This window comes from Desulfothermus naphthae (genome assembly GCF_054657475.1).
In genome coordinates this window covers 1,434,790-1,449,582 of the sequence record NZ_BAAHYQ010000001.1, presented here as the reverse complement: position 1 = coordinate 1,449,582, position 14,793 = coordinate 1,434,790, and the positions used below count along the sequence as shown (strand labels likewise).

10 protein-coding genes and 1 pseudogene are annotated in these 14,793 nt (G+C 34.5%); all 11 read left to right on the top strand.

Translation table 11 applies throughout. The features are described 5' to 3' along the window. The first annotated feature begins 50 nt into the window (after positions 1-50). Positions 51-4,337 carry an amylo-alpha-1,6-glucosidase gene (locus ACYQ1E_RS07050; RefSeq protein WP_459877078.1) on the top strand — a complete coding sequence of 1,429 codons (4,287 nt, stop codon included), beginning with the start codon at positions 51-53 and terminating at the stop codon, positions 4,335-4,337. Further along, a complete protein-coding gene (glgP, locus tag ACYQ1E_RS07045) occupies positions 4,324-6,879 on the top strand; it encodes an alpha-glucan family phosphorylase (protein ID WP_459877076.1) in 2,556 nt (851 codons plus the stop codon). Before ACYQ1E_RS07050 ends, glgP begins: the two co-directional genes overlap by 14 nt. Positions 6,880-7,011: 132 nt before the next feature. Further along, complete coding sequence (locus ACYQ1E_RS07040; protein WP_459877073.1) at positions 7,012-8,520, top strand: glycogen synthase; 1,509 nt, start codon at positions 7,012-7,014, stop codon at positions 8,518-8,520. A 34-nt stretch (positions 8,521-8,554) separates the two neighbouring features. Further along, positions 8,555-8,929, top strand: a complete 375-nt coding sequence (locus ACYQ1E_RS07035; RefSeq protein WP_459877070.1) for a hypothetical protein — start codon at positions 8,555-8,557, stop codon at positions 8,927-8,929. 154 nt (positions 8,930-9,083) lie between these two features. Continuing rightward, entirely contained in the window at positions 9,084-9,443 is a 360-nt protein-coding gene (locus tag ACYQ1E_RS07030) for a hypothetical protein (protein WP_459877067.1), read from the top strand. 283 nt (positions 9,444-9,726) lie between these two features. After that, positions 9,727-10,158, top strand: coding sequence for a hypothetical protein (locus ACYQ1E_RS07025; RefSeq protein WP_459877064.1), 432 nt, complete (start codon positions 9,727-9,729; stop codon positions 10,156-10,158). A 1,143-nt stretch (positions 10,159-11,301) separates the two neighbouring features. Continuing rightward, a complete protein-coding gene (locus ACYQ1E_RS07020) occupies positions 11,302-11,598 on the top strand; it encodes a BrnT family toxin (RefSeq protein ID WP_459877061.1) in 297 nt (98 codons plus the stop codon). 1 nt (position 11,599) lies between these two features. After that, positions 11,600-11,803 carry a hypothetical protein gene (locus ACYQ1E_RS07015; RefSeq protein WP_459877058.1) on the top strand — a complete coding sequence of 68 codons (204 nt, stop codon included), beginning with the start codon at positions 11,600-11,602 and terminating at the stop codon, positions 11,801-11,803. Positions 11,804-12,004: 201 nt separating this feature from the next. Next, positions 12,005-12,253, top strand: a complete 249-nt coding sequence (locus ACYQ1E_RS07010) for a DNA methyltransferase (RefSeq protein WP_459878484.1) — start codon at positions 12,005-12,007, stop codon at positions 12,251-12,253. Further along, positions 12,246-12,452 (top strand): annotated as a pseudogene (locus ACYQ1E_RS07005) (DNA methyltransferase); the annotation flags it as partial. The gene ACYQ1E_RS07010 and the pseudogene ACYQ1E_RS07005, both read left to right, overlap by 8 nt. Positions 12,453-12,524: 72 nt before the next feature. Next, positions 12,525-14,528 (top strand): alpha amylase C-terminal domain-containing protein, encoded by a 2,004-nt coding sequence (locus tag ACYQ1E_RS07000; RefSeq protein ID WP_459877055.1) that lies wholly within the window; start codon positions 12,525-12,527, stop codon positions 14,526-14,528. Positions 14,529-14,793 lie beyond the last annotated feature (265 nt).

Sequence of the window (14,793 nt, the reverse complement as noted above, 5' to 3'; positions counted from 1 at the left end):
CTTTTGGTCTTTTCCATTTTGAGCTAAAAAACTTTAAAAAGGAATTTGTCATGATTATTTCAGAAAAATTAATTCAAACTCCATCTCCTGACCAGAGATTATGCCAATTTTCTGGTGATACTATTAGATTTAGTCTTGAGGTTAGGGAAGATATATCTGGAGAGGGATTTGTTCGTACAAATTTAGGACACAGCAAGATAATGCGCAGAGAAGTAATAAAAAAGGTTGAAAAGGGTGAGGTGAAATTTCACCTCGATTGGCACGATATTAAGATGGAAAAAATAGATAAAAAACGATTTGAGGTAGAACTTCCCTTAACACAGGTAGGCCACTTTGAGGCCAAATGTTACCTTTTGCCAGACCAAAAAAACGACCCTATCTGGCCTAGTGGAGGAAATGTCCATATTAATGTAAAACCAGCAATATCATGTGCTGCAAACACAATCTACAACGCCTTTGTAAGACTATTTGGCCCATCTAAACATGGGACTGATTGGATCAAAAAATTTGATTTAACTCCCTTGGATAGGGCTGGATTCCACGTAATTCCCCCTTCTGGTACTTTTAGAGATCTTATAGAGGAGCTGGACTTTATTATCTATGAGCTTGGATGTAGATACATTCAACTTTTGCCCATATTTCCTGTGCCAACTACCTTTGGAAGGATGGGGCGTTTTGGCAGCCCCTATGCCGTGCAGGACTTCTACAGCGTAGATCCTGAATTGGCTGTGTTTGATCCCAAAAAAACACCTATTGAACAATTTATGGAACTTGCTTCAGAAATCCACAAAAGAGATGGTCTTGTTATCCTAGATATACCCATAAACCATACAGGATGGGGCTCTATTATCCACGATGTGCACCCTGAGTGGCTTAAGAGGACTGACCAAGGAGAAATTGAAGTTCCTGAAGTGTGGGGTGTTAAATGGGCAGACCTCACAAAATTGGACTATTCAAACAAAGATGTATGGAAATATATGGCTGATGTTTTTTTAAAGTGGTGTGATAGAGGCGTTGACGGATTTAGGGGTGATGCTGGTTATATGATACCCTTTGAGGTATGGGAGTACATCATCTCAAAGGTAAGGGAGTCATTCCCTGATACTATCTTCTTTTTAGAAGGCCTTGGAGGAGATATAAATATTACCATAAATCTCTTAAATAGCACTTATGATTGGGCATATTCTGAACTTTTTCAAAATTATACCAAAGAACAAATAATTCCATATGTTAAATTTTCTTCAAAGGTTTCATCAGAAGATGGCGTGATGGTCCATTTTTGCGAAACCCATGACAACAACAGACTTGCATCTGTGTCAAAGACATATGCAAAAATGCGAACAGGACTCTGCGCCCTTTTGTCCCACTTTGGTGCATTTGGTTTTGCAAATGGCGTAGAGTGGTTTGCTGATGAAAAGATAAATGTCCACGAAATAACTTCATTAAGCTGGGGAAATCCAGAAAATCAAATAAAATTTATAAAAAAACTCTGTGCAATTATAAAGGCAAATAAGACCTTTTTCCCTTATGCCACCATCAATTTCCCAGAACAAATAGGTGATAATTCTATCGTTGCAATAAGAAAACCACAGGATAATTCATGCTATTTAATAGTAATTGTAAATCTTGATTGTGATAAAAAGAATAAGATTTCTTTTAAAGATAGCTCTATATTCGATGGAATCCACTACGACTTAATAACAGATAATGAGATAAATATCTCTAATACTAACGGATTTTATGAATTATATGTAAATCCAGGAGAAGTATTGTGCTTAACTCCAAACAAACAAGACTTAATAGATGTAGATAAAATCTATTTCAATAATATAGTAATGCCTGATGTTTGTTTAAAACAAAAGGCAAAAGAGAAATTGTATAAGTTTATTTGTTATTTTAATGGATTAAAGCATATAAAAATAGACGAAAAAAAGGAATTAAATTTATTTTTAGATAATCCATACTTTTATTTAAAAGATAATTCAAGTCCTAAAAATAGTGTAATTAAATGGACTTTTCCAGATGATATAAAAAGAAATATTATAGTTCCTCCAAAACATATTGTTTTATTTAATTGTAAACATCCTTTTAGATTAAAACTAAAACAAGGAGAGAAAATAATATTTAGCGATGCATCTATTAAAGATAATAAAGGTGAATATTTTGTTTTATACTTCCCTGATGAAAGATTAAGAGAACACAGGATAGTTGATATCTATATTTCAGTATATGACATTGAAGTAATTGAAAAAAAGAGTTCTATCTTGTTTTTATGTGATTTTTCAAATCTCAAGATAAAGACCAATTTTACCCGGACCGAAATATTAAAAAGGTGCTTTACTTATCTTGCTTCCAATAAAAAAGGAGCCTTATCTTACATACCTGTTTGGTGGGGACACCTTGAAACAAAATACAACGCATTACTTTCTGGAAATTTAAATCCAGACTCCTTAGATGATAGACATGTTATGTTTACAAGGCTAAGGGCGTGGTTAGTCCATCAAGGTTATTCAGAGGAAATAAACAAAGATTTGATTCAAAAATTTACTTTTGACTATGAAAATCATGGAACATGGGATTTTTATGTGCCTACAGGTCTTGGAAAGCATACCCATATCAGCATTTTCTTAAGTCTAAGTGATTACGAAAACAAGATAAATATTACTTTTAAAAGACATATCTCAAAGGAAGATAATGAAGAATCAGATGAAGTTACCCTGATACTCAGGCCAGATTTAGAGTCAAGATCCCATCACCATGTTACCAAGGCATATTTAGGGCCAGAAGAAATATTTCCTAAAAGTGTCACTGTGCAAAAAAATGGGATTATTTTTCAACCATCAGAGAAGGCAAAATTACATCTTAAGGCAAGTAAAGGTGAATTTGTGCTTGAGCCTGAGTGGCAATATATGGTCTATCTACCCCTAGAACAGGAAAGAGGGCTTGATCCCCATACTGATCTATTTAGTCCTGGTTATTTTAAAATCCCTTTAATCCCAGGTGAGAGTGTATGTGTAACAGGTTCAATAAACAGTGAAATTATATCTCAAGATGCACAAATCAAAGACATAAAAAAGCAATATACATATATTGAAGGGTTAAGATACAGCATGGAGAAATTTGCTGTTTATAATAAAATAGATAAAGACAATTATGTTCAAACTGTAGTGGCTGGTTTTCCATGGTTTTTAGACTGGGGAAGGGATTCTTTGATATTTTCCAGGGCATATATTGAAGATAATAGAGCGGATCTGGCAATATCTATATTAAAATACTTTGGACAATATGAAGAAAAGGGCACATTGCCAAATTTAATCAAGAAAGGCACACCCTTAAATAGGGATACATCAGATGCACCACTCTGGTTTGGTGTGGTTCTCAGTGATCTGGTTGAAAAATTAGGGTTAGATGTATTAAAAACAGAGACAAAAAATCGCACTTTTGAAGAAATATTCATCTCTATTGGGAAAAATTATATAAATTCCACGCCAAATGGCATAAAAGTAGATCCCTCTACAGGACTTGTCTATAGCCCGCCTCATTTTACATGGATGGACACAAATTACCCAGCATGTACTCCAAGACAGGGGTATCCCATAGAGATCCAGGCGCTCTGGTATAGGTGTTTGACCCTTTTTGAAAAAATAGATCCCAAAGGGGATCTTTGCCCAATAAAAGATGGATGGAAGGGCCTTAGACAAAAGGTGGAAAATTATGTTATAGGTCTTTATGCAAATAGATCTCTGGGATATCTCTCAGATTCCCTTCATACATCAGGATATATGGAAGCCCTGTATGCACAACCTGATGATCACCTAAGACCAAATCAACTCCTTTGTATTACTCTTGGACTAATCAAGGACCCAGAGGTACAAGAGCTTATAATCCAAGCAACTTCGTGTCTTATTGTTCCTGGAGGCATAAGATCTCTAGCAGATAAAAAATTTAAATTTCCTTTGTTTTCAATTCCAAAACATGCTATAAAGGATCCATATCATCCATATCAAGGAAGATATGTTGGAGATGAAGATAACAGCAGAAAACCTGCATATCACAATGGCACAGCCTGGACATGGCTTTTTCCTTCTTTTGCTGAAGCACTTTTAATCACCTTTGGCAAGGAACATGTTGACAGGTGTTTATCAATACTGGGATCTTCATCTATTTACGTAAATTCTGGGTGCGTTGGATATATACCAGAAATATTAGATGGAGACATACCACACATGCAAAGGGGATGTCTTGCCCAGGCATGGGGAGTTAGCGAACTTTATAGAGTTATAAAAAAATTAATAAAAATAAAACAAAATATGGAGTTAGACCATGAAAAGCTTTAAATCCTATCATGTGTATCCTTCAGTTCCTAAAAATCTAAAATTTTTAGAACCATTAATCCAAAATCTGTGGTGGTCCTGGAGGCTTGAGGCCATTGAACTATTAAAGAGAATGGACCCTGAAAAGTGGAAACTTTCCAATCAAAATCCTTTGAAAATGTTTAGTGACTATATTTCCCAGGACGCCTTAAATAGATTTGCCCATAATGAAAATTTTCTTTTGCATTTAAGACAGGTAAAAAAGCAATTTGAAGAAGAAGTTCTTTTAGAAAAAACCCCAGAAGATATTGGAATGCCAAAAGATTCTACTGTTGCCTACTTTTCAATGGAATATGGAATTCATGAAAGTATTCCCATATTTTCAGGGGGCCTTGGGATACTTGCTGGAGACCACTTAAAGGCGGCATCTGATTATTGTATCCCATTAGTTGGAGTAGGACTTTTTTATAGATATGGCTATTTTACACAATTTTTAAATAGCGATGGATGGCAACTTGAGGAATACCCAGAAACTGATATTTTCTATCTACCAATCCAAAGAGTGAGGGATGCAAAAGGAAATAAGGTATATATTGATATTTCATCACCAATGGGAAATATAAGGGCAAGGGCGTGGAAGATGGATGTAGGAAGGGTTGAACTTTATTTACTGGACACCAATTTAAAGGACAATCCTCCTGAAATAAGAGATATAACATCCAGACTATATCCTGGAGAACCCCATGTGCGACTGGCACAGGAAATATTATTGGGCATTGGGGGCATGAAACTTCTGGAACAACTGGGTAAATTTCCAAGCGTGTGTCATTTAAACGAAGGCCATTGCTCCTTTGTGTGCATTGAACGACTGGCACAAATAATGAGAAGATTCAATATTGAGCTTAAAGATGCAATGGAACTTTTGCCCAGGACCAATGTATTTACCACCCATACCCCAGTTGCAGCGGGGTATGATACATTTTTTATTGATATGGTGAGACCCTATCTTGAACCATACACACAGATATTCAATGTGCCAGTAGAAGAAATAATTTCCTGGGGACAAAGGGGATGGACTTATGACTCATCAAACAAGTTTTGTATGTTTACATTTGGATTAAGATTTTCTCAATTTTGTAATGGGGTTAGTGAACTACATGGCCATGTGGCTAGAAAAATGTGGCACCATATATGGCCAGATAGACCGGTGGAGGAGGTACCTATTGGATATGTAACCAATGGTGTGCATGTAACCTCCTGGATTTCCATTGAAAATCATTTATTATTTGAAAGATACATTGGTGAAAAATGGTATAATGAGCTCTCAGAAGATATAATTAATGGCATAAATGGTATTTACGAAGAGGAACTCTGGAGGGCCAGAGAACTAAGCCGTGCCAGGCTTATTAGATTTTGTCGTTACAGGATGAGACAACAATATGAAAGGAGAAATGCACCTAAGTCGATTCTGGATGAAGTTGAAGGAGTTTTGGACCCAAATGTTTTAACAATAGGTTTTGCAAGAAGGTTTACTGCGTATAAAAGGGCAAATTTGATCTTACGGGACCCAGCGAGGCTAAAAAAAATAATAACCTCTAAAAAATACCCTGTACAATTTATATTTGCAGGCAAGGCCCATCCAAAAGATGAAGAAGGAAAAGGAATAATACAACAAATTATTTCTTTTGCAAGGGATCCAGAAGTAAGGCACAGATTTATTTTTTTAGAAAATTACGACATCAATATAGCCAGACACCTGGTTCAAGGAGTGGATATCTGGCTAAACAACCCACGCAGGCCCTATGAGGCGTGTGGGACTTCAGGCATGAAGGCAGCTATTAATGGCGTCTTAAATTTCAGTGTATTAGATGGATGGTGGTGCGAAGGATATAGGGAGGATAGAGGATGGGAAATTGGAGAAGGAAAGGAATATGCAGACCCTAATTATCAGGATGAAGTGGAATCATATGCCATATACAACATTCTGGAAGAAGAAATCTTACCAGTATTTTATGAGAACAGGAGGGGAAGCATACCTTTTGAATGGGTGCACATGATGAAAGAATCCATGAAAATGGGAATAATAAACTTTTCAGCCCAGAGGATGGTCAAAGAATACGTAGATAATTTCTATTCAAAAGCAGCGCACAATTTTTTTGATCTAACAAGAAACAGTTGTGAAAAGGCAAAAGAATTTTCAAAACAAAGAGAGAGATTAAGAAATCTATGGCGTGAAATCAAAGTAAATAAACCAATGAAGCTTGGGCCTTCTCACTTTAGGGTAGGAGATGAATTTGAGGTGATTGCTGAGGTGTATCTTGGAGAAATACAACCATCAGAGGTGGAAGTAGAACTGTGTTTTGGTAAAATTAAAGGCACGGAAGAGATGGAGATTGTAGGAGTAGAGAAAATGGAAGTTTTCCAGGAAAATGATGGAGGAAATTACATTTACAGATGCAAAGTAAAATGCAAAGCCTCTGGGAGATATGGGTTTAATGTGAGAGTAGTTCCAATGGGAGATGATTATCTTAAATATACACCACATTTTATAACCTGGGCGCCATAAGGGTTCTACGTTCAATGTTCAATGTTCTAGGTTCAAAGATCTATGACTTAAGTTTCTTAAACGTTGAACTTTGAACGTCGAACCTAGAACGTTGAACCTAAACTTTTAACAAACCATTGGGAGTTAAATTAAATGAAAGAACATATACCAAAGATATTAATAATTACTCCAGAGGTAACATATCTGCCAGAAGATTCTGGAGTTCTTTCCACTTATCTCTCAGCCAAGGCTGGTGGTCTTGCTGATGTATCGGCAATGCTCATAAAAGAGCTTTTTGATATGGGAGTTGATTGCCATGTACTTTTACCAGATTATAGAAAAATCTATCAAAACCAGGCAGGACATTTAACCACTCTCTACAACGAACAATTAATGATTTACATGGAAAACTTATGCGATCAAAGGATACACCTTGCCCAGGATAGGTCCTTTTATCACATAAATAAAGTCTATTCCAATTATAGATACGAAAACTTAAAGGTCTCTTTAGCATTTCAACGGGAAGCAATAAACAATATAATACCCATGGTAAGACCTGATTTAGTCCATTTAAATGACTGGATGACAGGACTCGTACCTGCCTATCTAAGAAAAAGAAATATCCCATCTTTATTTACCATTCACAACATCCACACTGCAACAGCAACATTGGCTGTAATTGAAGATAATGGAATCGATGCAGCTGAGTTCTGGGACCATCTCTTTTATAAAGAATATCCAACATCCTATGAAGAGATTAGGGAAAAAGTGGAGGTTGACTTTCTTGTATCAGGCATCTTTGCATCCCATTTTGTAAACACAGTGAGTCCAACATTTTTAAAAGAAATAGTCAATGGCTACCACGATGTTATTCCACCTCATATAAGACAGGAGCTAATCAATAAATATAATGCTGGATGTGCGGTTGGGATATTAAATGCGCCTGATGCATCCTTTGACCCAAAAACAGATAAAGCAATTTTTAAAAATTATACCCCCAGAAATATGGTATCTGGTAAAAGGGAAAATAAGCTTTATTTGCAAAAAAAATTAGGATTAATTGTTGATGAAAAAGCTCCTTTGTTTTTTTGGCCATCAAGACTTGATCCCCTCCAAAAAGGATGTCAACTTCTAGCAGATATTTTATATGAGGTGGTGTCTAAATACTGGGAAAAACATCTGCAAATTGTATTTGTTGCTGATGGTGAATACTTTGGAGTGTTTGAAGAAATAGTGAAATTTCATGGTCTTTTTGAGAGGGTATGCGTGTGTCATTTTGATGAAGCTCTTTCCAGACAGGGTTTTGCTGCCTCAGATTTTATACTAATGCCTTCTTCTTTTGAACCATGTGGACTTCCACAGATGATCGCACCAAAGTATGGTTCTATTCCGGTTTGTCATGATACAGGCGGAATCCATGATACAATTACACATTTAGACCCCTATAACAATACTGGAAATGGTTTTTTGTTTAAACATTTTGACTCAAATGGACTATTTTGGGCAATAGATCAGGCCATGAACTTTTACAGTCTTTCCAAACAAATAAAAACCAAAAATATAATGAGAATTATGAAAGAGGCAAATGAGAAATTTAATTACAAAGAATGTGCAAGAAAATATATCCAGTTGTATGAAAAGATGTTAGATCGACCTCTGTAAAGTTTATTGTTAGAACGGGGAAACAATATGCAACATGAATGTGAACAAGTTATTCAAAAAGAATTTTGGCTCGCATGAAAGATTGATATGGGTGGGAAGGCCTAAGCAAGGAATAATGTTGCGCCCTAATGATATTTTTCTTATTCCCTTCAGTATTCTTTGGGGAGGGTTTGCTATATTCTGGGAAGTTATGGCATTAACATCTATCCTAAAAGGTGCTGAGAAAGGCGGGCCAACAGTATTAATATTTCCTATTTTTGGTATTCCTTTTGTGATCGTCGGATTATATCTGATATTTGGAAGATTCATTGTGGATGCAAAACAAAGGGGAAACACTTGTGCGATTCCCCGGCAGGTGAGCTTGAACGTTAAAAAAAAGAGAGAGAAAAGAGATTATAAGATTAGATAAAGAGTTGATATTTTGACTTAAAGAGATAATATTGTAAAAAATAAAATCTTTGATTATTCTTTGCATTACTAGATAATCTTGTGGTAGAATGTAAAGATTGCCTGTCGCTGAGTTTTGGCGTTATAATGATAAACAACACAAAAAAGGCTAAAAGATGAAAAAAATTACTACAATACTACTAGGCTTCTTAATTACATTTATTTCTGGGATAATATTAACTAACATAACACTTCCACTCGTATCAAAATTCATATCCACATTACTAGGAAGTTTTTTTGTAGGGTGCATAATAAAGAAAAAGGGATGGTTCCTTGGAATTTTAATAGCTGGTTTAAATATAATCGCTATAATTACTGTGCTAAAACTTATTGCATTACCATTACAGGAAAAACCAGTATTATCTATTAATTTATTAGAGATCTTCTTTCTTTTTATTACTGGTGCATTAGGTGGTTTTATTGGGGAAATCTGTAGTAAGAAATTTAGAAGTTTTCCAATAATAAAAAAATCATAACAAGGTAATACAATTGACCTTTTTCCGTTGCACTTTAAAAGGCAGGTAATTTCTACGTTAGATTTATATTCATAAAATGATATTATCGACACTAATTTACACTTTTTTTCTAATTGGTATTGGTTTAATCTTGTTTCTATTTTTTTCCAAAGCGCGCTTGCGGCGGTTTGCAATAGGCATAACCATTTTTCTAATCATTTTACCTCTGTGCTTTGTAGCATTTTTAGGTATATTCAAGAGTCAAATTCAACAAGGAAAGATTCTTCCTCAATTAGGTCCCATTTTGATTCTTCTATCACCACCTGACGACATTAAAAAACCACTAGGAGTAGTTTATTTAACTCCGAATAAGAAAGAGTACAATCTCAAAATTACGCATAAGTATTTGGGTAATCATGAAATACTACTCTATTTTAAAAAATTGAACTCTTATGATGAGCTTGAAAAAACTAAGAAAGAACTATTCCTAACTGTAGAATTTAAATATGATTCCCGAATAATTTATTCTGCTGTTTCAGAAAGATCAATATCATATTATAGCTATGCCGCTACAGAAAATAAAAGCGTAATATCTTTTATAAGATACAACGTCCCAAATAATTTACCTATAAACACAGCGTTGCAAGTTAAAATTAAAGTTGAGGGCAATATTGAACAATTTATTGAAAAATATGGGCCTGTTAGAATTGAAATTAAAAAAGGATCGGATATTTAAAAGAATCTCTCTTCGCTCCAGTGGGATTGTGATCTGTGCCGAAATCGGCGCGTGTCCCAACCACTGAGCTCAAGCGTTAGGTGGTATAAAAGGGAAGGTCCAATATGTTGCAAAGATTTAAACAACCATTGTTTTGGATAAGACTGTTTTCAATTTTAATATGCTTAGTGGGATTGATGAAAATATTTGCTATCATTGCACCAGCCACTATGATTAGAGTTATTCTTCATACTGAAGACTCAAATATTCTTGCGGAACTGACAAAGTCATTCAATTTGTATTTAGATGAGACACAGAAAGTTTTAGGTATAAAAAGCAAAGGAGAAATCTTATATCTCTTTACTTTCTCATTTCTCATTTCGTTCTTTTTTATAATTTCTGGAGTATTTTTGTTTCTGATGAAGTCGTGGGCAAGAAAAACATTAATTTTTCTGATTTTTGCGACGATTCTCAACAATTTTGCAATAATGCTTTTAAGAGGTAAATTTACAATAAAGTTTATGGCTATTGATGATTTTATCTTTTATATATGCCTATTGGTCTTTTTTACAAGACAATCAGTTATTCAACTGTTTACCACAGAGCAGAAATTTAAAAAAGTCTAAGATACCATCTAACAATTTACTATAAGGTTGTTTATTTAACACCATACATGCCTTATTCTGGAGAGAAGTTTTTTAGCTATACTAATGATAGCTTGTTGTTTTTTCATTCTAGTTATTAATTTGTTATAACTTTCTAAATCTTGCAGTTTCATATGCCACAAAGAAATTAGCACAAGGATAATTTTTATTAAGGGAATTAACGAGAATTTCAGGGATAGGGTCTATGGCAAAAGATTTAATAAGCAGCCCGTTATGTCAGATATACCAAGTTTTTTATTGACATCAATTCCGAAAAAATCTTTACCTTTAAAAGAAATTTTTTTATTATTTTTTTGTCATTTCATAATTGATCTCGTGGGGTATAAGGTTTAAGTTTGTTGATTCCTCCCTTACATCTTGGGAGGCTTAAATTAGTAAAGTGGTTTTTAGCATAAAGTGTGCAGTGGACTCGCAACCCGCTTGGGCCTTCAGCTTGGCGGTTGCTCGTCACTGAGCTTTGCGTTAGATTGAAAATTTTTTAAAAAGTATGCTAAAATAAATGCGTTATTATTTTGAATGGAACCCTCAGAAAGCTAAAACTAATTTAAAAAAACATAAAGTCTCTTTTGAAAGAGCTTGTACAGTTTTTAAAGATCCCAATGCTTTATCTATATACGATGAAGAACACAGCGAAAAGGAAGATCGTTGGATTACTTTAGGCATGGATATAAATGGAACTTTATTAGTAGTGGTGCACACGTTTGAACAATTAGACGAAAACACTTGTAAAATTAGAATAATTTCAGCAAGAAAAGCTACTAAAAAAGAAACAAAGCAATATAATGAGGAGATTTAATATGAAAAAAGAATATGATTTTTCAAAAGGAGAGAGAGGGAAATTTTATAATCCTAATGTAGAGTTTTATATTCCGATCTATTTAGACCGTGAAATTTTGGAAGTATTAGAAAAGGTTGCATTAAGAAAAGATTTAGAAATAAGTAGTGTAGTAAATCAATTTTTAAGGAAAGAAATAGAAATTCTTAAATATTTAAAAGAATAATTTCTAACAAACTCCTTCATTGGACGGCGTTACACGACGCCACTGAACTTTGCGTTAGATAGAAGGAAAATAATATGATAAAGTAAGAAAGTCAAATCAATTAGTGAATTAATAGAAGATTTAAGGAAGTTAATATGATTAAAGAATATTTTAAGGCAAAAGATATAATCCTTTATAAAGGAGATGTTTTGAACGAAAACAATTGAAGATTATTTATTATTTAGCGAGAAGTGGTTATCTAATTGTTTAAAATGGACTAAGTCTACTGGTCGTTTATGTTTAAATATACCTTTAGATAAAAATAAAGGTGGACAGCGCTCAGTAGGTGCTGATTTAATCGTTCTGGCTCAAAAAGTAGGTTGGAAATATCATTCTACAATAATTTGGAATGAAGGAAACATAAGTAGAAGAACGGCTTTGGGGAGTAGGACATCCTGCCGCATTTCCTAGAGAACTGCCGAGAAGATGTATAAAATTATTCTCATTTATAGGTGATATAATATGTGATCCTTTTTGTGGAAGTGGAACGACTCTAATAGAAGCTAAATTACTTAAGAGGAAAGCGGTTGGTTTAGAAATTGATTCTAAGTATTGTGAGCTAGCTAAAAGGAGATTACAAAAAGAATTAGGATTATTCTTAACTATCTGACAAATCGCTCTACCTGACCACTTTTCCGCTGTAGTCCAAAGTGGCAGGTGAGCTTAGACGCTGGAGAAATAGATGGAAAAAATAGATCTCATTGAAATAGATCCATATCTTAAACCCTATGAAAGATACATAGAAGAGAGAATAAAAAAGATAAAAGAGGTTGAAAAATCCATAACAAAAAATCAGTCTCTTAAAGAATTCGCCTCTTCTTACAAATATTTTGGACTCCACAAACTTGATGATCACTGGATTTTCAGAGAATTTGCCCCTAATGCAAAGGAAATATATCTTATTGGAGATATGACTAATTGGCAGATAAATACCAAATTCAGGCTTGAAAAGAAGAAAAATGGTGTATGGGAGATTTTTATTCCACAGGACAAAATCTCCCACGGTGATTTATATAAATTATATATAAAATGGGAGGGAGGAGAAGGAGAGAGGATACCGTCCCATGCAACTTATGTTGTACAGGATGAAAACACCAAGATCTTTTCTGCAAAGGTATGGTGCCCTGAAGAAAAATACCAGTGGAAATACGATAAAAATGTCCAATATCCAAAGCCGCTACTAATATATGAAGCCCATGTTGGCATGGCGCAAGAGGAAGAAAAGGTTGGAACATACAGAGAATTTACTGAGAATATTTTACCATGGATAAAAAAACTTGGTTATAATACCATACAACTCATGGCCATTTTAGAACACCCCTATTATGGTTCTTTTGGCTATCAGGTATCAAACTATTTTGCCCCATCATCCAGATTTGGCAACCCAGATGATTTAAAGGAATTAATAGATACTGCTCATAGTCTAGGACTCTATGTATTAATAGATATAGTTCACTCCCATTCAGCACCAAATGAGGTCGAAGGGCTATCTCGATTTGATGGAACCTATGACCTTTATTTTCACGAAGGGAAAAGGGGTTATCATCCCCTATGGGGATCCAGACTCTTTGATTATTCAAAAAAACACGTGCTTTGTTTTTTACTATCAAATTTAAGATACTATTTAGAGGAATTTCATGTAGATGGTTTTAGATTTGATGGCATAACCAGCATGCTATACACCCACCATGGCATAGGAAAGGATTTTGTATCATATGAGGACTATTTTAATGAATCTGTGGATACAGATGCTATTGCCTATCTGGCCCTAGCAAATAAACTGGTACATCAAATAAAAGATGATGCAATAACCATTGCTGAAGAGGTATCTGGCATACCTGGGCTATGCTATCCAGTAGAAAGAGGAGGAATTGGATTTGACTATCGTTTTGCAATGGGGATTGCTGACTTCTGGATAAAGTTGTTAAAGGATTTTAGGGATGAAGAGTGGCCCATGGGGCGTCTTTGGTATGAACTAACAAACCACAGGCCAGAAGAAAAGACCATCAGCTATGCTGAATCCCACGACCAGGCACTGGTTGGAGACCAGACCATAATTTTCAGATTAATTGGTGCTGATATGTATTATTTTATGAGAAAGGGAGATGAGAATCTAAAAGTAGATAGAGGGATTGCTCTTCATAAGCTAATCAGATTCATCACTATATCAACTGCATGTGCTGGCTATTTAAATTTCATGGGAAATGAATTTGGACATCCTGAATGGATAGATTTTCCAAGACAAGGAAACAATTGGTCTTACAAATATGCCAGAAGACAGTGGTCTCTTGCAGAAAATCCCCTGCTTAGATATGAATATCTGCTTAAGTTTGATATAGACATGATAAGATTTATCAAACAGATAAATATATTAAGACCTGAAATTCCACCAAAACATCTCCATGATCACAATGAAAATAAGGTTATTGCCTTTGAGAGAGGAGACTATGTATTTGTGTTTAGCTTCCATCCAACCACATCCTTTACCCATTACAGAATATATGCACGTCCAGGAAAATATAAGTTGGTGTTTTGTACAGATGAAAAAAAATATGGAGGGTTTGAAAGATTAAAAATAGGCGAGATCCACTTTACCCTAGCTGAAAAAACAGGTAATCATTTAACACATTACCTATCTCTTTATATACCAAATAGATGTGGCTTTGTGTTAAAAAAGATGGATTGAGATCTTGATCTCTAATGTGGTATTTCGAATTTTGTTATTTGAGAGTTGGGAATGATATATGAAGTTTTGTATTCACTTACCTAAGTAAAAAATCTTTTATAAAGAATATTTTTAAATTTATGAAAATAATTTTGAGGGAATAGTGCGTCCAAACAGAGATTTAAAGTGATATTTTCCTTAAAAAGAGGGGGTGTTTATATCAAATTTATTGTAATAGAAGTAATTTTTTGAATCTGAAATAAGAAACTAAAACAGTTAAAATCGT

Excerpts from the sequence above, each read along its gene's own strand:
- ACYQ1E_RS07050 (WP_459877078.1), top strand. The coding sequence starts at position 51 with ATGATTATTTCAGAAAAATTAATTCAAACTCCATCTCCTGACCAGAGA.
- glgP (WP_459877076.1), top strand. The coding sequence starts at position 4,324 with ATGAAAAGCTTTAAATCCTATCATGTGTATCCTTCAGTTCCTAAAAAT.
- ACYQ1E_RS07040 (WP_459877073.1), top strand. The coding sequence starts at position 7,012 with ATGAAAGAACATATACCAAAGATATTAATAATTACTCCAGAGGTAACA.
- ACYQ1E_RS07035 (WP_459877070.1), top strand. The coding sequence starts at position 8,555 with ATGAATGTGAACAAGTTATTCAAAAAGAATTTTGGCTCGCATGAAAGA.
- ACYQ1E_RS07030 (WP_459877067.1), top strand. The coding sequence starts at position 9,084 with ATGAAAAAAATTACTACAATACTACTAGGCTTCTTAATTACATTTATT.
- ACYQ1E_RS07020 (WP_459877061.1), top strand. The coding sequence starts at position 11,302 with ATGCGTTATTATTTTGAATGGAACCCTCAGAAAGCTAAAACTAATTTA.
- ACYQ1E_RS07015 (WP_459877058.1), top strand. The coding sequence starts at position 11,600 with ATGAAAAAAGAATATGATTTTTCAAAAGGAGAGAGAGGGAAATTTTAT.
- ACYQ1E_RS07000 (WP_459877055.1), top strand. The coding sequence starts at position 12,525 with ATGGAAAAAATAGATCTCATTGAAATAGATCCATATCTTAAACCCTAT.